This is a genomic window from Desulfuribacillus stibiiarsenatis (assembly GCF_001742305.1).
Classification (GTDB): domain Bacteria; phylum Bacillota; class Bacilli; order Desulfuribacillales; family Desulfuribacillaceae; genus Desulfuribacillus_A; species Desulfuribacillus_A stibiiarsenatis.
Window position 1 is genome coordinate 108,085 of sequence record NZ_MJAT01000039.1, and the last position, 22,690, is coordinate 130,774.

A 22,690-nucleotide genomic window follows, 5' to 3' on the forward strand; every position below is an offset into this window, starting at 1 on the left:
TTGGTAACGCCGTTGCGATTAAGAGTCGCCGATTAAGAGTTGCTGAATAAGCCGTAGCTATGGTAACATATATTTTGTACGTTTTTTTATTTCGCCAGTATTTGGTGAAAGTGGGTTGTTGAACCCTGCCCAAATGAGAGAGGAGGCTAGCCATGAACCGCTTTGTCCGCAGCACAGGCTTTTACTTACTGATTATTGTGCTGACTGTAGGAATCATCAATGTGATCGCGAAGGATGGACCTGTCATTGAAGAACTGAAGTATTCAGACTTCCGACAGCATCTTACGAAAGGCGAAGTTATTGATGTAACGATAGTTCCTGACGGTCTAGCATATCGAGCGGAAGGTAAGCTCGTGGATGGTAAAAATTATGTAGTTTACTTGCCATGGACTGAGAAAACCCCTGAAGAGTTACTACAAGTTGGAGACTATGATGTAAAACCGCAAGAGAGGGACTCGGTTTGGATTACTGTATTAACATCCATGATTCCTTTCATTATAATTTTGATTTTATTCTTTTTCTTACTAAACCAGTCACAAGGTGGCGGGAATAAAGTAATGAACTTTGGTAAGAGCAAAGCGAAGCTCTATACGGAAGATAAGAAAAAGGTAACCTTTAAAGATGTAGCTGGCGCCGACGAAGAGAAGGCTGAGCTTGAAGAAATTGTTGAATATTTAAAGGATGCTAGTAAGTTTGTTGCTGTAGGCGCTAGAATTCCGAAAGGGGTCCTTTTATATGGTCCTCCGGGAACGGGTAAGACATTAATTGCCCGCGCAGTAGCAGGAGAAGCTGGTGTTCCGTTTTATAGTATCAGTGGTTCTGATTTCGTTGAAATGTTTGTTGGGGTTGGTGCATCCCGTGTACGTGACCTTTTCGAAACAGCGAAGAAGAATGCACCGTGCATTATTTTTATCGATGAGATTGATGCCGTAGGACGTCAACGTGGCGCAGGTCTCGGTGGCGGACATGACGAACGCGAACAGACGTTAAATCAGTTGCTTGTCGAAATGGATGGTTTTGCTGAAAACAGTGGGATTATCATTATGGCAGCGACGAACCGCCCAGACATTTTGGACCCTGCGTTGTTACGTCCTGGCCGTTTTGACCGTCAGATTACGATTGGCAGACCAGATGTGAAGGGTAGAGAAGAAATTCTTAAGGTTCACTCGAAGAATAAGCCACTGGCAGATGATATTGAACTTGGTGTTGTAGCAAGACGTACGCCAGGATTTACGGGTGCCGATTTAGAGAACTTATTAAATGAGGCAGCGTTGTTAGCCGCTAGAAAAAGTAAAACCAAAATCACGACTTCGGAATTGGAAGAGGCGATTGATCGCGTGATAGCTGGGCCATCGAAGAAGAGCCGTGTAATTAGTGAATTTGAGAAGAAGATTGTTGCGTATCACGAAGGTGGTCATACGATTGTAGGGTTCCACTTGAAGCACGGCGATGCTGTGCATAAGGTATCTGTTGTTCCAAGAGGTGGAGCTGGTGGTTATACTGTCATGCTGCCGAAGGAAGATCGTTACTTTATGACAAAGTCAGAGTTATTAGACCGTATTACAGGGCTATTAGCGGGACGTGTAGCTGAGGAAATAGTCCTTGGAGAGATTTCTACAGGTGCACATAACGACTTCCAACGTGCTACAGAGCTTGCTCGTCGCATGGTAACAGAATTCGGTATGAGTAAGCTTGGGCCAATGCAATATGGTAAACCACAAGAACAAGTCTTCCTAGGTAGAGATTTCCACTCAGAGAAGAATTATAGTGAAGTGGTAGCCCACGAAATCGATACAGAAATTCGTGGTATAATTGCGGATTGCTATAAGCGTGCGAAGGAATTGTTAGAAAAGCACTATGCACAGCTTGAATTAATTGCTCAGGCGTTAATGCAAAGAGAGACCTTAGAAGCGAAAGAAATTGAAATGTTAATTAATAAGGGCTATATTGAAGATGAGAAGGGTATAAAACTCACCTATAACGCTGATGGATCAAAAAAAGTTGACAATGATTTGAAGTTGAAAGATGAAGCCACTAAGGATAAGACAGAGGAGAAAAACGAGTCTGTCGAAGATTCAAAAATAGGTGATCAGGAAGCAACCGACAAGAAATCCGAGTAACAGCTTTCTGAAAAAATTCTTATAAATTTCCGTTTTCATGAATAGTGGTAACTTTGATTTCGGAGAATATAGATTAGAACAAAGAGTGGCCCGCAAGGGCTACTTTTTACATAACGCCAAGTTTTCTTTATAATGCCAGGCTTTCTTTACAATGCTTTCTTAAAACTAAGTGGATATTTTAGTTTTTACATATAGGGAGGGTAATTACTTGAAAAGTGATATCGAAATCGCACAAGAAGCCTCGATGTTGCCAATAGCTGACATAGCGGCGTCTTTAGGGCTGACAGACGATGACATAGAATTATACGGAAAATACAAGGCAAAGTTATCGTTAGAATTATATGAAAGGCTAAAAGCAAAGCCAGACGGAAAGTTAATTCTAGTAACAGCAATTAACCCTACCCCTGCAGGTGAAGGAAAATCTACAACGACAGTAGGGCTTGGACAAGCTCTAAACCTGTTAGGGAAGAAAGCAATTATTGCCCTTCGTGAACCTTCTCTAGGGCCAAGCTTTGGGATTAAAGGCGGTGCAGCAGGTGGCGGCTATGCACAAGTAGTCCCGATGGAGGATATTAATCTACACTTTACTGGCGACTTCCATGCGATTACATCCGCACACAATCTGCTATCCGCAATGATTGATAACCACTTACATCAAGGAAATACACTCAATATCGATGCGCGCAGGATTACCTGGAAACGTGTCGTCGATTTAAACGATAGGGCGCTAAGAAATATAGTGATAGGACTCGGTGGACCACTGCAAGGAGTACCACGAGAAGATGGGTTTGATATTACTGTGGCTTCTGAAGTCATGGCAATCCTTTGCTTATCTGAAAGTCTGATGGACCTTAAAGAACGCGTTGGAAACATTGTCATCGGATACACTTTTGACAATCAACCAATTACAGCTAGGGACTTACAAGCTGACGGAGCGATGACGCTATTATTGAAGGATGCCATCAAGCCAAATCTCGTGCAAACGCTGGAAAATACACCTGCAATTATTCATGGCGGACCATTTGCGAATATTGCCCACGGATGTAATAGTATTATCGCCACGAAAATGGCTATGAAGCTAGCAGATTACACTGTAACAGAAGCGGGATTTGGTGCAGATTTGGGCGCGGAGAAGTTCTTCAATATTAAATGTCGCTTAGGGAAGCTAAAACCAGATGCGACGGTAATAGTAGCTACGGTTAGAGCGCTTAAGATGCATGGTGGTGTAGCGAAGGAAGATTTGAAAGAAGAGAACGTAGCAGCATTAGATAAAGGTTTTGCAAATCTGGCAAAACACATTGAAAATATTAAGCAGTTTGAAGTTCCTTTGGTAGTAGCAATCAATTGTTTCCCTAATGATACTGAAATTGAACTTGAGCGTTTAAAGGAACTATGCAACCAGTGTGGTGTTGAAGTTGCATTGTCGGACGTGTGGGAAAAAGGTGGACAAGGCGGAATCGCTCTCGCAGAAAAGGTAATTCAAATCACAGAGAACCAGTCCAGTTGGTTCCATACGTTATACCCATCCGATATATCTTTAAAGGATAAAATTGAAACCATTGCATGTAGAATGTATGGTGCATCAGGGGTCGATTACACGTCGAAGGCAAGTAAGGACTTAGAGTCTTTAGAAAAACAAGGTCTAAAAACATTACCTATTTGTATGGCTAAAACACAGTACTCATTGAGTGATGATGCAACAAAGCTAGGTCGTCCGGACGGGTTCAGAATTACAGTCCGAGAAGTACGTGCGTCCGTCGGTGCTGGATTTATCGTAGTGCTGACAGGACAAGTATTGACGATGCCTGGCTTACCGAAGGTCCCTTCGGCTGTGCATATGGACATAACAGAGTCGGGCAAGATTACGGGTTTATTCTAGAAAATTTATAAAGCATCTAGCGAGAATTTTCCGGTTCTCTCTCGATGCTTTTTCACATTAATAAAATCGCTTTGTCGAATTGCTTCTCTAAAGCTTGTCGAATACCAAGCTTTCTTAGTGGCTAGAAGGGTTATACTTCAGTCAACAACACATTTGTACTTAGTACACTAAGATGCGCGGCAAAATAATAAGTAATGTTGCAAGTAAAGAGGAAGCAAGTATACTGCGTGTGCGTATATATAACAAGCTCAAAATGACGGAACCAAAAGGTGCAATTAAGAATGATTGAATTAATACTTCTACAGAAGACATATGATGCACGAATTGATTGGCAAACCAATTGGAAGCAGCAACGACACCAGCGGTGGCAATAATAGCAATTAATGTATTAGAATAGCGTTCAATCATATTTTGGATTAAGCTTCTAAAGATTAACTCGCTAATTAATGCTTGAAAGATAAACGCAGCTGCAAACATAATTAAGAATTCATAGATGTTTCCGAACGAGAAACGGATTGGCACATTAAAGCTACCTAGCATCTGGAAGAAGAATCCTAGTGCAAGAGCTGAGCTGATTGAATGTCCCCAATGATGGAAGCTTAGACCAAGGAAATGTCGCTCAGGCCTATTTTTCGAGAAGCTAAACACAATTAATAAGTATAAACAAATCGTTATAATATAACGCCAGTGTTCATCTAACCGATTAGGATAAAGAACAATTTGGCTGATAAAATAAAGACCCAGTACAATTCCCATCATCCACGGGGAATAATGAATCTGCTCATGGAGTTTTCGAAACCTTTTTGTTTCCTCTAAATCAATTGTTAATAGCAGCACTACAATAATCGATGAAATCAACAATAGTGTTAATGTAATATAAGCATACACCAATAGAAATCGATGCGGGTAATCATCGGTAAGAAAAGGGTGTGTGATTTCTAGAAGTGATTGATTGTTTGTAATGTTCTTCAATGAAACCGTACGATTTTCATAATAGGCTAGATATTCCCCTTGCTCTGTATGAAGAAGTGCCATGGACACATTATCATTAGGCGTAAATACGCGCTGATATCCAAAGAGTCTAATATTCACATACAGATCAGTCTCCTTGGCGATTAAGCTATAGGCATGACTCCTCACAAGATTAAAGAAATCATGGCTCTCTTCAAAATTAAAGGCTGCTTGGTTAGCAGTATCTAAGATTTCGTTTTGGTTACTAATTTCGATGGTGTTCGTACTTAGCAAAAGCATAGCAAATTTCTCTTCGTTCATAGGGATATATAATTCTTGTAGAACACCATGATCAGAAAAATCTGTTCCCTCGGGGCTCAAATCATAAGTACCACTACCAATGATACCAACCCCTCTAAGGTTCCCTAGGCGGGTATAAGCAGGGACGATGAATCCCCCTTGATGAAAGTTTGCTTGTAAATAATCAAAGGACGAGAGCGGTAAATCTGCAAAATAATACATCTCGTCGATGAATAAAGACTGGGGTTGCTCGCCGATGCTAGTAGGGAGATATAAAACCGCTGCTATGGCAGTCAATAATGTTAGCATTAAAACTACAATTAAAATCATGGACAAGAAAAAGGTGTTTTGAAACACTGCGAGTCTGCGATAGTTCATAAGTTCCTCCAATTTATCTCAGTAAAAATCCATCTGCTTATGATATAGTAGTGAAATATCATAATAATTCATGTATTATGGTTGTACAACAATGTTCAACATGTAGTATTCGACATATTTTTTACGAAATCCTGCACGGAGGTATGTTTGAATGAATGAAACAGTGAATGCAATGAACTTGGACTTAAAGGAAAAGATTTTACAATTGAAAAAAGAAAGAAATGCAATCATTTTAGCTCACTATTATCAAAGAGCGGAGCTGCAAGAAGTTGCAGATTATATAGGAGATTCATTTGGTCTTGCGAAACAGGCAGCGGAGACGGATGCAGATGTAATTCTATTCTGCGGAGTGCATTTTATGGGAGAAAGTGCAAAGATATTATCTCCTGACAAAATCGTGCTCATTCCTGATGAGCGAGCTGGTTGTCCAATGGCAGATATGGTCAATGCCGAAGGGTTGAAGGAGTTAAAGGCAAAGCATCCCAATGCGGAAGTGGTCGCGTATGTCAATACATCGGCAGCTGTGAAAGCTGAAACAGATATATGCTGCACTTCTTCAAACGCGGTAAAAGTGATTCAATCCGTCGATGCAGAGGAAATCATTTGGGTGCCAGATCGGAATTTAGGTCATTATGTCAGCCAGTTTACAGACAAGAAGATGATAATCTGGGAAGGATATTGTAATACCCACGACAAAGTAACGGCAGCCGATGTAGAATCGATCAAAGCAAAGTATCCAGAAGCGCCGATTGTAGTCCATCCAGAATGTCGTCCAGAGGTTGTTGAACTTGCAGACCATGTTGCGAGTACTGCTGGAATATTAAAGTATTGTCGCGAGTCCGATGCACAAGAGTTCATTATTGGAACAGAATGTGGCATTGAATATATGTTGAAAAAAGAAAATCCAGATAAAAAGTTTCATTTTATCACAAACGTACTGGTATGCCCAAATATGAAGGTCAATAACTTAAAGAAGGCATATCGCGCGTTAGAAACGATGGAGCCACAAATCCAAGTCGACCAAGAGATTTCAAATAAAGCCCGACGCTCTTTAGAGCGCATGCTCGAGGTGCAATAACATGCAATCACGGTATCTAAGTAATGTTACACAAGATTTATCAATCGTCGATACTGGAGCCGTTGTGATTGGCTCCGGTATAGGTGGCCTGTTTGCTGCCCATTGTTTAAGCGAGCATAAAGACGTAGTGCTCGTAACGAAGCGTGCGATTGCTGAGAGTAATACAAATTATGCGCAAGGCGGAATTGCAGCCGCTATTTCAGAGAAGGATTCTCCAGAATTACACCGTAAGGACACGTTATATGCGGGCGTAGACTTATGTGATGAACAAGCTGTGGAGATTCTAGTCAATGAAGGACCACAAAGAATTTTAGAACTCATAGAATTAGGTACCCGTTTTGACATGTTTGAAGGGGAATTAGCCCTCGCTAAAGAAGGTGCTCATAGTTGCAGGAGGATTTTGCGCGCCCGTGGTGATGCTACTGGTGCTGAAATCGTACGTGCTCTAGTAAAGGCAGTGCGCAAGAATCATAAAATTGAAAAACTAGAGAATCATTTCGCAATTGATGTCATTACGGAATCGAATCAAATTCGCGGAGTGCTGGTGCAAGATGATTGTGGGGAAGTAATTTTTTATCGCACGCCGATAGTAGTCTTAGCAACTGGTGGAATCGGCCAACTATTTCGTTACACGACGAATCCAGATATTGCGACTGGTGATGGAGTGGCAATTGCTTATCGCGCGGGGGCGGTTATTTCAAACCTAGAATTCTATCAATTTCATCCTACGGTATTAAGTTATCCTGGAGCCCCGAGATTCCTGATTTCCGAGGCAGTTCGCGGGGAAGGAGCATTACTTAGAAACATTCACGGCGAGCGCTTTATGGTCGATCGGCATGAAATGGCTGAGCTTGCACCACGTGATGTGGTAGCTCGTTGTATCGTTGAAGAAATGGAACGAACGAAAGCTACATACGTGTTTCTTGATATTACACATGAGAAATCAGATGAGTTATATGAAAGATTTCCTACGATATACGAAAAGTGTTTGCAATATGGGCTGGATATCAGTTCTGACTGGATTCCAGTAGCACCGGCTGCCCATTATGCCATGGGGGGCGTGCGCACCAACGAGTGGGGTGAAACAGAAGTAAGGGGATTGTTTGCTTGTGGGGAAGTGGCTTGTACGGGTGTGCATGGAGCGAATCGATTAGCGAGCAACTCGCTTTCTGAGGCTTTAGTGTATGCGAGACGTATTGCTACCAAAGCAAAAGATTTTATACAGGATGAAATGGGACACAGATACCCATACCAACTACCAAACTTAATTCAAAAACCTAACAGCAAGCTTCAATACATCAATGAGCGCCGACTGCGTCTACAGAAGTTAATGCTTCGTTATGTCGGGCTTAAACGCAACAAAGAAGGTTTATTACAAGCATTAGAGGATTTTAAGAAGTTCTCACCGATGGAGGGATATGCTTATAGCCAAGTAAGTGAATTCGAATTTATGAATTTACTAACCTGTGCTACACTCATGACAATGGGTGCTTTAGCCCGGACAGAGAGTAGAGGGGCCCACTATCGACTGGATTATCCACAGACGGAAAACTCGTGGCAAAAAGTAGTATCTATACATAAAGAACGAGGTGTGACTATCGATGATATCAATTTCTAAACTAATTGAATTGGCTTTGGAGGAAGATGTCTTCTCCGGTGATATCACGTCACTAACAACAGTTCCAGCAGATGCTTATGGCCAGGGCATGGTTCACATGAAAGCAGATGGAGTTATCTCTGGAGTTGAGGTAGCACGAGAGGTATTTCGACAAATCGATGAGCGAATACAATTTACCCATTTAGTAATGGATGGAGATATTGTAACCAAAGGACAGACAATTATTACCTTAGAAGGTCCATTGCGCTCGATTTTGACAGGGGAACGGGTTGCGCTGAATTTCATGCAGCGGATGTCAGGGATTGCGACGAAAACACATACGGTTACATCACTGATTCAAGAATTCCCAACGAGGGTGGTAGATACTAGAAAAACAACGCCTCTGTTACGGATTTTGGAAAAGCAGGCTGTACGAGACGGCGGAGGTAAAAACCACCGCTTTGGATTGTATGATGCGGTTATGATTAAAGATAATCACATCAAAGCTGCTGGAGGAATAACGAAGGCTGTGCGGGCAGCCCGTCAAGGGATTCCTCACACGATGAAGATAGAAGTAGAAGTTGAGAATTTCGACCAATTGCGCGAGGCCATTGAGTCTAAGTGCGATATAATTATGCTAGATAACATGAGTCCATCCGATATGAAGTTAGCTGTCGATAGGATTGCTGGCCGCGCTCTTACAGAGGCTTCTGGTGGAATTACGGAACATAATATCATAGAAGTTGCGCAAGCAGGTGTCGATATTATCTCTTTAGGAAGCCTGACTCATACCATTGAAAGCTTAGATATTAGTCTGGACCTATTTGAAAAGAAGAACCAAGAATAAGCGAATAAAGTGGGTGAAGAAGTGCTACTCGTTATGGATGTTGGAAATACCAATATTGTGATTGGTGTCTATGAAGGTGAGTTTTTGAAATATCACTGGCGCATCGCTACGAATCGTGAGAAGACAGAAGATGAATATGGAATTACTGTGAGAAATTTATTTATCGATCGAGGCGTTCAGATTAAGGAAATTGATGCTGTTATTATCTCCTCCGTGGTACCTCCTATTATGTTTGCTTTAGAACGGATGGTAGAGAACTATATAGGCCTAAAACCTCTCATTGTAGGTCCTGGGATTAAGACGGGATTGAATATCTGTATTGAGAACCCGCGCGAAGTGGGGGCTGACCGCATCGTCAACGCTGTTGCGGCTGTGCATGAATACGGCGCACCGCTAATTTTAGTAGATTTCGGTACGGCTACGACATTTTGTGCCATTGATTCCAAAGGTAGTTATTTAGGAGGTGCTATTGCTCCTGGAATTCGCATCTCTACGGAGGCTCTTTTTAACAAAGCAGCCAAACTGCCAAGAATCGAGCTTGTCCGTCCACCGAAGGTGATTGGCAAGAATACGGTTAATTCCATGCAGTCAGGAATCATTTACGGATATATAGGACAATTAGAAGGCATTGTAAAGCGGATGAAGCAAGAAATTGCCCAAGATGATATGAAAGTAGTAGCAACGGGCGGACTTGCAGAGCTCATCGCAACAGAATGCTCTTGCGTAGACGTGATTGATGAGTTTTTAACCTTGAAAGGGCTGCGCATTTTGTATGAGCGAAACACCATAAAAGATAGTTAGAATTAATATAAAGAAACGTGATGAGAAATGCATAATTGCGTTTCTTTTTTTATGCTATATATCATTGTTATCACTAGCCCACATTTGCTATACTATGGAAAAGACCTATAATTCACTAGGAGAAAGTGGGATATAATGTCTGAATTCATTAAAATGAACCGACGCGATTGGATTAAGAGGGCGCTTACAAAGACCAAAGATGCCTCCTTGAAGACAACAATACAAGCCGCTGGAAGTTTCGCTGACTTATCCGAAACATTGAAAGAATATAAGTGGGAGACCTTGATTTCGAATCGCGACTTCACAGTATCGCCCAAACAATTAATGTTTCGTGGGAAGCTGTTATTTCTCGTACGTGTCGATGGGCAGGTAAAGGCACTCCATGGGATTTGTCCAGTAGATCAGCAATTAATATTTTGGCAAGGGCATACGCAACAATTTTTCTGTCCAAGCTGTAATCATAGATATAATTCTTTAGGGAATAGTGTGCGCACAGATGATAGCGATGAAGAAAGGAAAGTTCATTTGCAGGCAATACCGGTACGTGTAGTTAACGAACAGATTCAACTCAAGATTGACTAGTAGCATAAGCATTTTTGTTTTTAATAGAGGAATATTCCAGGAGGGGAAACGATGCACGAGTTGTCGGTCATGTCAGGGATTATCGATGTCGTATCTAATAGTGCTAGAGAAAATGGGATAGAAAAAGTCAAAAAAGTTCGTTTAATCGTTGGGCAAATGTCGAATGCATTGCCAGATGCCCTACAAATGGGCTTTGAAATGTTAAAAGAAACAGGACCTTTTACAGAGGATGCAGTACTTGAGATTGAGTTTATTAAGACGACTGTAAAATGCCTTGATTGCGAATACGAATATCATCCAGAGGAAGGATATATCTTCACTTGTCCTACATGTAAGAGTATCCGAACGGAAGTGATAGATGGGGAACAATTATATGTAGACTATTATGAAGGGGATGAATCCCATGACAGTTAAAATCGATGTGAAACAAAGCCCGATGGAGAAGAACAACGAGCAAGCGGCACTGAATAGAGAGCTATTAAACCAAAAAGGCATCTTTGCCATCAATCTCATGAGTTCGCCTGGCTCTGGCAAAACGACTCTATTAGAAAAGTTGGCAGATATGCTAGGCAAAGAGCTTAATATAGGAATCATAGAGGGAGACCTTGCAACGGAGCGCGATGCTGACAGAATCCGTGCAAAAGGGATTCAATGCATTCAAATTAACACTAACGGTGGCTGCCATATGGATTCGCATATGATTCGCAAAGTATTAGACCAATTCGATTTAGATCAAATGGATCTATTAATTATTGAGAATGTGGGAAATCTAGTATGTCCTTCCTCTTGGGATTTAGGAGAGCATAAGAAAGTTGTTGTACTTTCTGTAACGGAAGGCGCGGACAAGGTGGCGAAATATCCTACGATGTTCCGCAAAGCCGATGCAGTGATCGTAAATAAAGTAGATTTAATTCCATATATCAAATTTGACATGCAAGTCGTTATCGATGACTTACAAGCAATTCGGCCAAATATCGAATTATTCCAGGTTTCAGCTTCTACGGGAGAGAATATGGAGGAATGGTGTGCATGGCTGAAAGGGCATCTGCTGAAGTAGGTAGTAATGATTCAATCATTAGGAAGGCTTTATTGGTAAAAGGCATTGTGCAAGGCGTAGGCTTTCGGCCGTTTGTTTACCGCGTAGCTAGAGACTGTAATCTATCAGGATTCGTTCGCAATACGAGTAAGGGTGTAGAGATTGAAGTACAAGGACCTGTTATTTCGGTAGAGGAATTTATAGTAAGGCTTCAAAAGGAATTACCGCCGTTAGCTCTGATTGAGCAAATCGAAGTAGCAGATCAACCAATAAACGTAAACGCAAATCATAGCTTTGAAATTACTACTAGTTATACCGATATCAAAGGTGATGTGCGCATCCCAGCAGATATAAAGATTTGTGAGGATTGCAAGCAAGACATTCTAGATTCAAGTAGCCGATTTGCTTTTTATCCTTTAACAAATTGCACAAACTGCGGGCCAAGATTTACAGTAATTCGCGATGTGCCCTATGATCGTGCGATGACAACCATGGAACCGTTTGCTATGTGTAAGGATTGCCAAGGAGAATACAATGATCCTATGGACCGCAGATTTCATGCACAGCCGACTGCCTGCCCAGCGTGCGGGCCAGCGCTTCGATTGATGGATTCATCTGGTAACATCTTACATGAGGGTAGCGATTCCTTGAGGCTCCGCGTGATGTTTAAGCAAGCAGCGGAACTGATTCGTTCGGGCAATATTATAGCTATAAAAGGTATTGGAGGTTTTCATCTTGCTTGTGATGCAAATCTTGAACACGCCGTACAGAAGTTAAGAGCAAGAAAGAACAGGCCTCGTAAACCCTTTGCACTGATAGCTAGAAATATTGATAACATCGTAGAACGTTGCAGGGTTACCGCAATAGAACAGGAACTATTAACAAGTCCTCAAGCGCCAATAGTTATCTTGAACAAAAAGGAAATTGCAGACTTTGAGGCGACAGCCCCGGACCTTACGACCATTGGAGTGATGCTACCGTATACGCCATTACATGTCTTGCTATTTGAAATCGGTAATTTGGATTGGCTTTTAATGACCAGCGCGAATCCAAAGAATCAACCTATAACGAAAGATAATCAGGAAGCTCTAGAACAACTATCTGGTATTGCTGACTTTTTTTTAATACATGATCGTGACATCGAACAGCGTACGGATGATTCGTTAGTACGGGTAATAGAGAACAGACCAGTTTTTTATCGCAGATCCAGAGGGTATGCACCTGAGGAAATAAAAGTTCCGCTGGCAATTCCCGAGCAAGAAGTAATTCTTGCTGTTGGCGGTGAGATGAAGAACAGTTTTGCCTATATGAAAGGCAACCACATACGCATGAGTCAATATATTGGCGAGATTGATTCATGGGAAGGAAGGCAGAGCTTTCTACATAGTATGGGGCATTTTGAGCGGCTGTTTAATTATGAGCCAACAATCGTTGCGTATGACCAACACCCCACCTATCAAGTTTCAGAAATTGCTAAGCTCCTGCAATATCGAGAAAAAGTCGAGATTCAACATCATCACGCGCATATGGCTAGCTGCATGGCGGAGCATGGTATAACGGATCAAGTGCTTGGCGTTATCCTTGATGGGACAGGATATGGTGATGATGAAACGCTGTGGGGGACAGAATTCCTTTATGGCGACTATGCTTCCTATGAACGATTGGCATATGGGATTCCATTACCTGTGGTTGGTGGAGAAAAAGCTATTAAAGAGCCTTGGCGAATGGCGATTGGTGCTATCCATGCTATCCATCCTACATCGGGGTTTGATGAAGCGCTTGCTATCTGGCCGGAACGGGAGAAGGAAATACGGGTGTTATGGCAGATGCTTGAGAAAGGGATTCAAGTAGTCAAAAGCTCTGGCGCAGGCAGATTATTCGATACTGTTGCTGCTTTATTAAAGGGATGCGAGATTAGCAGCTACGAGGGAGAAGCGGCGATATGGCTGTCGAATGTAGCAGAGACTTATAGGTGTAAAGGTGAGCTATCTTTATATCCAGTGGTAACGGTAAAGGATGTAGATGGCAAACAGAGTATTGATTGGCGACCAATGCTTGGACAAATTTTAGCAGAAATACGAAGTGATTGTAATCCCGCGCGCATTGCATACAAATTTCATCGCACGCTTGGTGATGCAATAGTTAACCAGGCGATGACGATTTTCGATAAAAAGCAGCCATTAAGTAAGCGGGTAGTCCTTAGCGGTGGAACATGGCATAATGAATTATTACTACTACAGGTAGTAGATGGTTTGCGCAATCAAGGAGTATCCGTGTATTACCACGAAAAGGTTCCAACCAACGATGGTGGGATAGCATTAGGGCAAGCGCTCATAGCAGCAGCCCGTTATAGTATGAAAGATAAAAGGGGGATAATATCATGTGTTTAGCAATACCGGCAAAGGTTATATCGATTGATGGATATTTAGCAGAAGTTGAGTGCTTTGGCAATACGAGAAAGGTAGGTCTTACTCTCCGTCCAGATGTGAAATTAGGGGATTATGTGATGGTCCATGCAGGCTTTGTTATTGAAATTGTAGATGAACAATACGCAATGGAAAGCCAAGAACTATGGAAAGAGATGATTAAGCATGAGCAAGAACAAGGCAACTAACGTCTATCGTGACCCAGTACTAGGGAAAGAACTCATCGAAGCGATTCTTCGCCAAGCAGATATTTTCCAAGAGAAGTTCGGTAGAAAAGCAAATCTTATGGAGGTTTGTGGTACTCATACCGTATCAGTATCAAAGGCGGGGTTGCGTGAAGTTTTCCGAGATAAGATAGAACTTATTAGTGGACCCGGTTGTCCAGTATGCGTGACAAGCCATGAAGATATTGATTATATGATTGAGCTTGGAAAGCAGCAGAACGTCATTCTATGCACTTTTGGTGATATGATGCGAGTACCAGGTTCGGATTCGTCCCTTGCTGAAGAGAAAGCAAATGGCCACGACATCCGCGTACTGTACTCTCCACTAGAAGCACTTGATATTGCTGAAGAGAATTTGGACAAGAAGGTAATATTTTTAGCAGTAGGGTTTGAAACTACGACGCCTGCTATTGCTGCGACAATTGACATGGCAGAGCAACGTGGAATTGAAAATTATTACGTCTTTACAGCCCATAAAATTTGTCCACCAGTAGTAAAACTGCTGTTTCAAGATCCGAACTTAAAGGTCGATGGGTTACTGCTTCCGGGGCATGTTGCTGCAATTGTCGGTCGTAAGGCGTTAGATTTCATTGCTACTGAATATCATGTGCCGAGTTCGATTGCTGGTTTTGAGCCATTAGACGTATTAGCGGGAATGTTTGATATCCTGCGCATGCTCAATAAGGGTGAGGCGGCTGTTACGAACCAATACCTACGAGTTGTAAAAGAAGAAGGAAATATCCCAGCCCAAGAAATGCTAGAAAAATACTTTCAAGCGACCGATTCAAACTGGCGCGGGATTGGGAATATTCCAGGCAGTGGTCTAGAGCTTCGTGACCCGTATAAGAAATATGACGCGCGCACATTGTTTGATATCAAAGTGTCTGCTACTGTGAAAACGAAAGGTTGCCGCTGTGGTGAAGTCCTTTCTGGGTATATCAAGCCTACGGAATGTGGACACTTTGGCAAAAGCTGCACGCCAGTCAGCCCAGTTGGTCCTTGTATGGTATCTTATGAAGGAACTTGTGCTACCTACTATAAATATGAGCGAAAGGTATGATGTAAGTGACAGAGAAAATTCTATTAGCCCATGGTGACGGTGGTAAACTTACCCATGACCTTGTCGATTCAATTTTTGCAAAGCATTTCTATAGTAGTGATCAAGTATTGCCAGATGCTTTCGTGGCAGATAATGAAGAAGGAAGAATTGCCTTTACGACAGATACCTTTGTTGTGAATCCATTATTTTTCAAGGGCGGCGACATTGGTAAAATTGCGATTGCTGGAACAGTGAACGATTTAGCTGTTGTCGGTGCGATACCGAAATACATTAGCTGTGGTTTTATTATTGAAGAAGGTTTTTCAATTGCTGATTTAGAGAAGATTGTTGTTTCCATGGCGAAGACTGCGAACGAGGCACAAGTAAAAATCGTTACTGGCGATACCAAAGTTGTTGAGAAGAATAAAGGCGACGGTGTATTTATTAACACGTCAGGGATTGGGTTTATACCACTACAGAGCCAGTTATCGTATCGTAACATCGCGGTTGGGGATGCTGTTTTAATTAATGGGAATATTGGGGAGCATGGGATGGCAATTATGTCCGAGCGCTCTGGGCTTAATTTCTCAAGTCCAGTGCAAAGTGATTGCCAAGCATTAAACCTGTTTATAAAAAAGCTTATGGAGCATGTGCCAGATGTGCGTTTCATGCGCGATCCTACGCGCGGTGGAATCGCAACAACATTGAAAGAAATTGCTGTGGATACAAGGCTTAATATCATTATCGATGAAGAATCGCTACCGGTTAGTGATGAGTTAATGGGAGCGGCTGACCTTTTAGGGTTAGATCCGTTATATCTTGCCAATGAAGGTAAGGTACTGGTATTCGTTCCTGAGCATCAAGTAGAGCTAGCGTTAGAGATTATGAGAAGCATGCCAGAAGGCATTGGCTCAACGCAAATTGCGAAAGTAGAGGAAGGCAACGGACAAGTATTTTTGCAGACAGCATTTGGCGGCAAGAAAATTATCGATTTATTAGCGGGAGCGCCTCTGCCGCGAATCTGCTAAACTTGCAAGATTTACATGTCGTGTACTTTTATATGGTATCTTTTGTGCTATAATCGTAATAATATGAATAGCTAAGTAACCTTTAGGGGTTGCTTTTTCTTTTACATATATGAGTCAATTAATAAATTGTTCAGGTATATCAAGATTTACGTACAGCATTAGAAGGGCGGTTTAGATGATGCAGCAGGATTACGCAATTAGGGCCACTGGATTTCAAGATAAGGTAAGAATATTTGCCTGTAGAACGACGAATTTAGTCAATGAGATTCATCGTAGACATGACACTTCCGCGACAGTAAGTGCGGCCGTTGGAAGGGTTGCTTCCATTGGTGCGATGATGGGACTCATGCATAAGGGGAATGAAAAGATAACAATTCAAGTCAGCGGTGATGGGCCAGTCGGTCGGATTATCGTGGATGCAGACGCTTGTGGTGTTGTCAGAGGGTACGTCACGAATCCGCAAGTAGATTTCCCGCAAAACGAATTTGGCAAACTAGATGTAAGAAGGGCTGTTGGAACGACAGGAACAATTTATGTGATTAAAGATATCGGAATGAAAGAACCGTATAGAGGCTCGTCAGAGATTATTTCCGGGGAAATTGGCGAGGATTTTACGTATTATTTTACCCAATCAGAGCAGACTCCTTCGGCGGTAGGAGTAGGAGTACTAGTGGATACAGACTTAAGCATTAAAGCGGCTGGAGGGTTTATCATTCAGTTATTTCCAGGGGCGCCCGATGAAGTAGTCCAAGCCTTGGAACAAAGGCTAGCCACTTTGGGTAATGTTTCCAAAAAAATCGACGAAGGTCTCACGCCTGAGGACCTAGTGCATTACATAGCGGGAGATGGTAAAATATTACAAAGGCAGGATATATGCTTTGATTGCAATTGTAGTATTGATCGTGTAAAAGGCATGATTAAACAATTAGGTCTCGCTGAAGTACAGAGTATGTTATCAGTCGAACGACAAGCTGAAGTTGTATGCAATTTCTGCAATGAGAAACACATGGTTTCAGAGAGTGATTTAGAACAGATAGAGAGCGAACTGGAGGGGAAATAGTGAAAGTCAAGGTTTTATGGGGACTTGTAGTTGTTTTATTCATTGCACTTATTATTGCATTATACCAACAACTAACAACTACTGAAGTTGCCCGCATTGAACAAAAGGTGATTTCTGAGCAGGAGTTTGTGAACGAATTAATCAAAAGACACGGCTCTCAGCTTCTAAAAGAAATGATTGAAAAAGAGGCGATTAGCTTTGAAGCAAAGCGTTTAGCAGTAGAAGTCTCGGAAAGGGAGGTCGATAAAGAAATAGAAAAATATAGACATAACTTTATGGATTCTAATAAGGATTTAGAGACACTTTTATTAGAAGAGTACGGAATTGTTCTGGCTCAGTTAAAAGAAGATATCCGTTACAACCTTCTATTAGAGAAGCTAGCTACGTTGGATGTGAAAGTAACAGAGTCTGAGATAGAAAAGTACTATCAAGAGAATATTGACCAGTATAAAGAGCCAGCAAAACTTCACATTCGAAGAATTCTTGTTAAAGATAGGGATGAGGCAAACCGTGTTCGACGCGACCTTCAAGAAGGCGCTGATTTTGCCGCATTAGCAATGGAGGTTTCTCAAGATCGAATCACGGCGGCTAATGGTGGAGATTTAGGTTATATTAGCGTAGATAGTATCTATGTAGATTTTGAAATTATCGATACAGCCCTTCGATTGAACGTTGGTCAATATAGTCAGCCTTTTTATAATTTTGAAGGCTGGAATATTATCTTGCTTGAAGATATAACCGAAGAGAAGTTGTATGATTTTGCAGAAGTGAAGCCGTTAATCCATAGGGAACTCGCGCTACGACAAGCGGCGAAACCGTTAAACGAATATTTGCAGGACTTGATACGGAAACTAGATGTAGAAATCCAGAACCCATTAGTCCAGTCGAATTTGAAATAATATAAATTAAGTATTGACATAAGTATATAGGAGTCGTATTATGAAAGTATATTATTCCAATAAAAATACTCGGATATAGGAGGATGTATATGCGTACTGTAAAAAATATATCGGATTTAATTGGTTTTACTCCAATTGTTAAATTGAACCGTGTAGTTGGAGCGGAAGATGCGGAAGTGTATGTGAAGCTTGAATCTTACAACCCTGGTAGTAGCGTAAAAGATCGTATTGCGTTAGCGATGATTGAGGATGCGGAAAGCAAGGGGCTTTTGAAGGAAGGGTCAACCATCCTTGAACCAACGAGCGGTAATACGGGAATTGGGTTAGCGATGCTAGCTGCGGCTAAGGGCTATCGTGCGATTTTGGTTATGCCTGAGACGATGAGTATGGAGCGCAGAAATCTTCTAAAAGCCTTTGGTGCGGACTTAGTATTAACTCCTGGAGCGGAAGGAATGGGCGGGGCAATTCGTAAAGCCGAAGAAATTGCAAAGGAAAACCCGGATTATTTTGTACCACAGCAATTTAAGAATATGTCCAATCCAGAAGTTCATCGCAAGACTACTGCGATAGAAATTCTTGAGCAAATGGAGAGCAACATTGATGCATTTGTATCCGGCATTGGAACTGGTGGGACGATTACTGGTGTTGGCGAAGTATTGAAAGAGAAGATTCCAAACGTAGAGATTATTGCCGTAGAGCCTATGGCTTCTCCTGTACTTTCAGGTGGAAAACCTGGACCACATAAGATTCAAGGAATTGGTGCTGGCTTTGTACCGGACGTTTTAAATACGAAAGTTTACGATAAAATTCAAAAAGTAGAAAATGAAGAAGCAATGGAGATGGGTCGACGTTTAGCGAAAGAAGAAGGCCTATTAGTAGGTATTTCATCAGGCGCGGCAATCCATGCTGCGATTTTAGTAGCAAAGCGCTTAGGTAAAGGTAAAAAAGTGGTTGTTGTGGCGCCTGACACAGGGGAACGTTACTTAAGCACTGCATTATTCCAGTTTGAGTAAAAACCGCTGGGGATTAATAGTAGCACAGGAACTTAGAGTCGCTTTTGCAAGCGGCTCTTTTTCTGTATCATAACAAAAGTTAGACTGTTCATAGGATAATGGGCGTATATTTAGCAACAGAGTAATGAGAAACTCGCTGATATGTAATACAGTTTGTAACATAAGTATAATATTAGATGTATTGTGAAAATAATTTGAACGTGATATATTTTATATACGCCCAAAACAATCAAGTAGCGCGCAGAAAAAGTTTCGAACTTTACAGTTATGTTACATGTAATGTTTTAGGCAGGAATTTAGTAGTCGATAATATAATAATAGTATTGCAGATGAAAATGCCATGAACTACTAGAGTTTAATTTACTAGAAACTGATTTAGAAAGAAGTAGGAGATTACGTCACAAACGTCAAAACTCCGAGGCGATAACAATGAAACCAACATACTGGTACTTTCCGATTTTTGCGTTAGTAATCGCGGTCATCATGTTTTTTGTATACGACAGTAGGACATCAGATGTAATTGGCACTACGCCGCAGCAAGTCGATACCGAAGAACTAAGTGATGGTCTAGATATTGAAGATTATGCAACTGTTGATGACGCAATCCATGAAATGCCAATTGAAGAATTTGAATTCACAATGTTTGGGCGCACTGGTAAGGTCAATGTGATCCGATATTATGATGAAGAATTGTACCTTGATATGGACTCGATTGCGGGTTGGGATAATAGGATTGTAGATTGGAACGAAGATAAATCTTTATTCACTGCTCCGTTCTTTGGAATGAAATTTTCTGCTCCTGGCGAAGGTTATGACTTTATGGTAGGAGAAACACCATTCTTATTGTATTATCCAATCATTATCCGTTCTGAAATCGTATATTTTCCACTTCACTCTTTAGCCGCTAACTTCGGCGGATATATCTCTAGAGAAGGTGACAATAAAATAAGCTTTAATGTTCAGGATTTGCCAGAAGAAGCAACTGAGACTCCAGAAAATCTACAGACTCCAACGGATGAGAAATCGTCTAGCAAGAAGGAAAAAGAACGTAATATAGTGATTGACCTAACGAAAGTGAAAATGGAACGAGTAGATTTCAAGGTGTTACAAGCCAATGGCAAAGTTGATATCTTTCGATTTGAAGATGAAATTTACTTTGATATGCAATCCCTTGCTGAATATTATGGCAAGTCTATAGCTTGGGACGATAAGACCAAGGAATTTTCGATTCGATTATTCGGAGTCAATTTCCGTGGCAAACCGCAGACGCATAAGCTACAGTTTAATAATGCAACTCTATCGTTTAACTATCCGATAGTTGCAAGTAATAATAGAGTGTATATTCCAAGTTATGCTTTTTCTAAAGAATTAGGTGGCACATTGACGCTAGAAAACAACATGTTAGAAGTGAAATTCAAGAACTATCTTAAAGCAGCATCACTTCTTATTAAGTAGTAGATATTTATTCCATGTGGTTGCGCTATCATTTTATATGATTTTAGCAATATAAAAATCAAACAAAACTCAGGAGGGAACAAATTATGTCTAAAAAATTAGTATGGTTATTCGTAGCAGCTTTCGTAGTACTTGGCGTAATGGCTTTTGAAGCGGAAGAAGCTTCTGCACTTCCAACAATGGGCGCAAACTGTGCTCAAGCTGGATGTCATGATGGCGTTACTCGTAACGCTCCAGGTGGAGGACCAGTTGTAAAGGCTCCAGCAGCACCAAAACCAGCAGCACCAGCACCAAAACCTGCTACACCAGCACCAACTGCACCTTCAAAAGCTCCAGTACCTGCAAACAAAGTAGTAACTGTAGATGCTAAGTTCTTAGATAAGACTGGCAAAGTTGACGTAGTAGTAGTAAACAAAGACGTATATGTAAGTGTTCGTTCAGCAGCAACTTTCTTTGGCGCTACTGTTCAGTACGATGCAGCTACTAAAGCTACAGTTTTAAAGATCAAAGGATACGAAGCAAAAGGCCGTCAAGGTCACAAAGGTTTCTCTATGAACAACAAAGCGTTCATGCTTAACAAACCAATTATTAACGTAGATGGCAAGCTTTATATCCAAGCTCATTCAATCGCTAAGATTTCTGGAGACTTATTAAAAGCTCCTATGAAAGCATCTTTAGCTAAGAACGTTCTTGAAGTAAAGTAATTCAATCATAAACATAAAGTCTCTGCCATGCAGAGGCTTTTTTTATTGCCCTTAGCTTTCTCAAAAGGGCGTATTCCTATTCTTGTTGATGAGAATGTGGATATGCTATACTAGCATAAGAATAGTAGGAGTTTAGTTGAGCTTAGGAGGAAACCGAGATGATTTTGATGATTGATAATTATGATTCCTTTACTTACAACATTGTGCAGTACCTAGGAGAGTTAGGAGAAGAGATTCAGGTCTTCCGCAATGACCAGATTACGATTGAAGAAATAGCGGAGAAAACCCCGCAAGCGATTGTTATATCGCCAGGCCCTTGTACACCCAATGAAGCTGGTATAAGCTTAGATGTCATTCAGCATTTTAAAGGTGCCATTCCGATTTTAGGTATTTGTTTGGGGCATCAATCGATTGGTCAGGCATTTGGCGGCGATGTCGTAAGAGCAGAACGTATAATGCATGGAAAGACGTCTGAAGTAGTACATGATGGAAAGACTATATTTCAAGACATCCCATCGCCCCTTGTCGTGACGAGATACCATTCCTTATTAGTGAAGAAAGAAACAATGCCAGAGTGCCTAGAAATTTCTGCAGAGACTGCAGAGCAGGAAGTGATGGGTCTTAGGCATAGGGAATTTATGATTGAGGGCTTACAGTTCCACCCAGAATCGATTAAAACGGATTATGGAAAAAAGTTAATTGCTAATTTCGTTCACCAGGCGAAGGAGTTTCATAAAAAATAAAAGTAAGGGCATATCTATGGAACAAATACAAAGAATCGTGGAACATAAAAAGTTTCAATATTATCTAAATAAAATCTCGCAGCTAGAGCAGGGCAGACCGTATTGTTTGCACCCGATAGAGCATTCATTAGATGTGGCGAGAATTGCGTATATACTTTGGTTAGAGGAGGGCATTAAGAATTGCCAAGTTTCTCTGCCAAATTTTCATATAAAGAAATGTATATATGCGGCTGCTCTACTCCACGATATTGGGCGATTTCGCCAATATCTATATGGCGAAAGGCATCCTGAGGCAAGCTACTTATTAGCTCAAAGTATTTTAGATGATACTGGCTTTGAAACTCCCGAACAAGAAATTATTTTAGATGCTATTCGTTTCCACAATAGAAATGAGTCAGAGCATGCGATGACGAGAATTTTCCAAAAAGCCGATCGCTATTCCAGAACCTGCTGGAAATGTCGTGAACAAAGCAGTTGCTATAAATTATCGGAAATGGATACACGCCATGGGATTATTTATTGAATGGAAG

21 protein-coding genes are annotated in these 22,690 nt (G+C 41.3%); 20 read left to right on the forward strand and 1 reads right to left on the reverse strand.

Annotated features, from left to right (window positions below; all coding sequences use genetic code 11):
* Positions 1-152 precede the first annotated feature (152 nt).
* Positions 153-2,120 carry an ATP-dependent zinc metalloprotease FtsH gene (gene ftsH, locus BHU72_RS14515; RefSeq protein WP_069703341.1) on the forward strand — a complete coding sequence of 656 codons (1,968 nt, stop codon included), beginning with the start codon at positions 153-155 and terminating at the stop codon, positions 2,118-2,120.
* Between the two features lie 208 nt (positions 2,121-2,328).
* On the forward strand, positions 2,329-3,999 hold the full coding sequence (locus BHU72_RS14520) for a formate--tetrahydrofolate ligase (protein ID WP_069703342.1): 1,671 nt from the start codon (positions 2,329-2,331) through the stop codon (positions 3,997-3,999).
* Between the two features lie 159 nt (positions 4,000-4,158).
* Here the strand turns inward: BHU72_RS14520 and BHU72_RS14525 are convergent, their stop codons facing one another.
* The gene (locus BHU72_RS14525; RefSeq protein WP_069703343.1) at positions 4,159-5,628 is read right to left on the reverse strand and encodes a CPBP family intramembrane glutamic endopeptidase; all 1,470 of its coding nucleotides are present in this window, start codon (positions 5,626-5,628) and stop codon (positions 4,159-4,161) included.
* A 151-nt stretch (positions 5,629-5,779) separates the two neighbouring features.
* On the opposite strand from BHU72_RS14525, the gene nadA reads away from it, so the two are divergent.
* The 18 genes from nadA to BHU72_RS14615 all read left to right on the forward strand — a co-directional run bounded on the left by nadA (position 5,780) and on the right by BHU72_RS14615 (position 22,683).
* Positions 5,780-6,706 (forward strand): quinolinate synthase NadA, encoded by a 927-nt coding sequence (nadA, locus tag BHU72_RS14530; RefSeq protein ID WP_069703344.1) that lies wholly within the window; start codon positions 5,780-5,782, stop codon positions 6,704-6,706.
* A 1-nt stretch (position 6,707) separates the two neighbouring features.
* Positions 6,708-8,324: an L-aspartate oxidase gene (nadB, locus tag BHU72_RS14535; RefSeq protein WP_069703345.1), complete on the forward strand. Its 1,617-nt coding sequence runs from the start codon at positions 6,708-6,710 to the stop codon at positions 8,322-8,324.
* Positions 8,308-9,150: a carboxylating nicotinate-nucleotide diphosphorylase gene (gene nadC, locus BHU72_RS14540; RefSeq protein ID WP_069703346.1), complete on the forward strand. Its 843-nt coding sequence runs from the start codon at positions 8,308-8,310 to the stop codon at positions 9,148-9,150. The genes nadB and nadC overlap by 17 nt, the downstream gene beginning before the upstream one ends.
* Positions 9,151-9,183: 33 nt before the next feature.
* The gene (locus BHU72_RS14545) at positions 9,184-9,951 is read left to right on the forward strand and encodes a type III pantothenate kinase (protein ID WP_069703347.1); all 768 of its coding nucleotides are present in this window, start codon (positions 9,184-9,186) and stop codon (positions 9,949-9,951) included.
* 135 nt (positions 9,952-10,086) lie between these two features.
* Positions 10,087-10,533 (forward strand): Rieske (2Fe-2S) protein, encoded by a 447-nt coding sequence (locus tag BHU72_RS14550; protein ID WP_069703348.1) that lies wholly within the window; start codon positions 10,087-10,089, stop codon positions 10,531-10,533.
* 51 nt (positions 10,534-10,584) lie between these two features.
* Positions 10,585-10,947 (forward strand): hydrogenase maturation nickel metallochaperone HypA, encoded by a 363-nt coding sequence (gene hypA, locus BHU72_RS14555; protein ID WP_069703349.1) that lies wholly within the window; start codon positions 10,585-10,587, stop codon positions 10,945-10,947.
* The gene (hypB, locus tag BHU72_RS14560; RefSeq protein WP_069703372.1) at positions 10,937-11,590 is read left to right on the forward strand and encodes a hydrogenase nickel incorporation protein HypB; all 654 of its coding nucleotides are present in this window, start codon (positions 10,937-10,939) and stop codon (positions 11,588-11,590) included. The genes hypA and hypB overlap by 11 nt, the downstream gene beginning before the upstream one ends.
* Positions 11,563-13,959, forward strand: coding sequence for a carbamoyltransferase HypF (hypF, locus tag BHU72_RS14565; protein ID WP_176720508.1), 2,397 nt, complete (start codon positions 11,563-11,565; stop codon positions 13,957-13,959). The genes hypB and hypF overlap by 28 nt, the downstream gene beginning before the upstream one ends.
* Entirely contained in the window at positions 13,950-14,183 is a 234-nt protein-coding gene (locus tag BHU72_RS14570; RefSeq protein WP_069703350.1) for a HypC/HybG/HupF family hydrogenase formation chaperone, read from the forward strand. Before hypF ends, BHU72_RS14570 begins: the two co-directional genes overlap by 10 nt.
* Entirely contained in the window at positions 14,161-15,279 is a 1,119-nt protein-coding gene (hypD, locus tag BHU72_RS14575; RefSeq protein ID WP_069703351.1) for a hydrogenase formation protein HypD, read from the forward strand. Before BHU72_RS14570 ends, hypD begins: the two co-directional genes overlap by 23 nt.
* A 5-nt stretch (positions 15,280-15,284) precedes the next feature.
* Positions 15,285-16,286 (forward strand): hydrogenase expression/formation protein HypE, encoded by a 1,002-nt coding sequence (gene hypE / locus BHU72_RS14580; RefSeq protein ID WP_069703352.1) that lies wholly within the window; start codon positions 15,285-15,287, stop codon positions 16,284-16,286.
* A gap of 175 nt (positions 16,287-16,461) precedes the next feature.
* Positions 16,462-17,346 carry an Hsp33 family molecular chaperone HslO gene (gene hslO, locus BHU72_RS14585; protein WP_301553549.1) on the forward strand — a complete coding sequence of 295 codons (885 nt, stop codon included), beginning with the start codon at positions 16,462-16,464 and terminating at the stop codon, positions 17,344-17,346.
* Positions 17,346-18,245 carry a peptidyl-prolyl cis-trans isomerase gene (locus tag BHU72_RS14590; RefSeq protein ID WP_069703353.1) on the forward strand — a complete coding sequence of 300 codons (900 nt, stop codon included), beginning with the start codon at positions 17,346-17,348 and terminating at the stop codon, positions 18,243-18,245. Before hslO ends, BHU72_RS14590 begins: the two co-directional genes overlap by 1 nt.
* Before the next feature lie 89 nt (positions 18,246-18,334).
* Entirely contained in the window at positions 18,335-19,258 is a 924-nt protein-coding gene (gene cysK, locus BHU72_RS14595) for a cysteine synthase A (RefSeq protein WP_069703354.1), read from the forward strand.
* Between the two features lie 429 nt (positions 19,259-19,687).
* The gene (locus tag BHU72_RS14600; RefSeq protein WP_069703355.1) at positions 19,688-20,713 is read left to right on the forward strand and encodes a stalk domain-containing protein; all 1,026 of its coding nucleotides are present in this window, start codon (positions 19,688-19,690) and stop codon (positions 20,711-20,713) included.
* 86 nt (positions 20,714-20,799) lie between these two features.
* On the forward strand, positions 20,800-21,417 hold the full coding sequence (locus tag BHU72_RS14605) for a stalk domain-containing protein (protein ID WP_069703356.1): 618 nt from the start codon (positions 20,800-20,802) through the stop codon (positions 21,415-21,417).
* A gap of 158 nt (positions 21,418-21,575) precedes the next feature.
* On the forward strand, positions 21,576-22,160 hold the full coding sequence (pabA, locus tag BHU72_RS14610) for an aminodeoxychorismate/anthranilate synthase component II (RefSeq protein ID WP_069703357.1): 585 nt from the start codon (positions 21,576-21,578) through the stop codon (positions 22,158-22,160).
* A 16-nt stretch (positions 22,161-22,176) separates the two neighbouring features.
* A complete protein-coding gene (locus BHU72_RS14615; protein WP_069703358.1) occupies positions 22,177-22,683 on the forward strand; it encodes an HD domain-containing protein in 507 nt (168 codons plus the stop codon).
* Positions 22,684-22,690 lie beyond the last annotated feature (7 nt).

Excerpts from the sequence above, each read along its gene's own strand:
- ftsH (WP_069703341.1), top strand. The coding sequence starts at position 153 with ATGAACCGCTTTGTCCGCAGCACAGGCTTTTACTTACTGATTATTGTG.
- nadC (WP_069703346.1), top strand. The coding sequence starts at position 8,308 with ATGATATCAATTTCTAAACTAATTGAATTGGCTTTGGAGGAAGATGTC.
- nadB (WP_069703345.1), top strand. The coding sequence starts at position 6,708 with ATGCAATCACGGTATCTAAGTAATGTTACACAAGATTTATCAATCGTC.
- BHU72_RS14605 (WP_069703356.1), top strand. The coding sequence starts at position 20,800 with ATGTCTAAAAAATTAGTATGGTTATTCGTAGCAGCTTTCGTAGTACTT.
- BHU72_RS14600 (WP_069703355.1), top strand. The coding sequence starts at position 19,688 with ATGAAACCAACATACTGGTACTTTCCGATTTTTGCGTTAGTAATCGCG.
- hypB (WP_069703372.1), top strand. The coding sequence starts at position 10,937 with ATGACAGTTAAAATCGATGTGAAACAAAGCCCGATGGAGAAGAACAAC.
- cysK (WP_069703354.1), top strand. The coding sequence starts at position 18,335 with ATGCGTACTGTAAAAAATATATCGGATTTAATTGGTTTTACTCCAATT.
- BHU72_RS14545 (WP_069703347.1), top strand. The coding sequence starts at position 9,184 with ATGGATGTTGGAAATACCAATATTGTGATTGGTGTCTATGAAGGTGAG.
- BHU72_RS14570 (WP_069703350.1), top strand. The coding sequence starts at position 13,950 with ATGTGTTTAGCAATACCGGCAAAGGTTATATCGATTGATGGATATTTA.
- hypF (WP_176720508.1), top strand. The coding sequence starts at position 11,563 with ATGGCTGAAAGGGCATCTGCTGAAGTAGGTAGTAATGATTCAATCATT.
- BHU72_RS14615 (WP_069703358.1), top strand. The coding sequence starts at position 22,177 with ATGGAACAAATACAAAGAATCGTGGAACATAAAAAGTTTCAATATTAT.
- BHU72_RS14525 (WP_069703343.1), bottom strand. The coding sequence starts at position 5,628 with ATGAACTATCGCAGACTCGCAGTGTTTCAAAACACCTTTTTCTTGTCC.
- BHU72_RS14550 (WP_069703348.1), top strand. The coding sequence starts at position 10,087 with ATGTCTGAATTCATTAAAATGAACCGACGCGATTGGATTAAGAGGGCG.
- hypA (WP_069703349.1), top strand. The coding sequence starts at position 10,585 with ATGCACGAGTTGTCGGTCATGTCAGGGATTATCGATGTCGTATCTAAT.
- hypD (WP_069703351.1), top strand. The coding sequence starts at position 14,161 with ATGAGCAAGAACAAGGCAACTAACGTCTATCGTGACCCAGTACTAGGG.
- hslO (WP_301553549.1), top strand. The coding sequence starts at position 16,462 with ATGATGCAGCAGGATTACGCAATTAGGGCCACTGGATTTCAAGATAAG.
- pabA (WP_069703357.1), top strand. The coding sequence starts at position 21,576 with ATGATTTTGATGATTGATAATTATGATTCCTTTACTTACAACATTGTG.
- nadA (WP_069703344.1), top strand. The coding sequence starts at position 5,780 with ATGAATGAAACAGTGAATGCAATGAACTTGGACTTAAAGGAAAAGATT.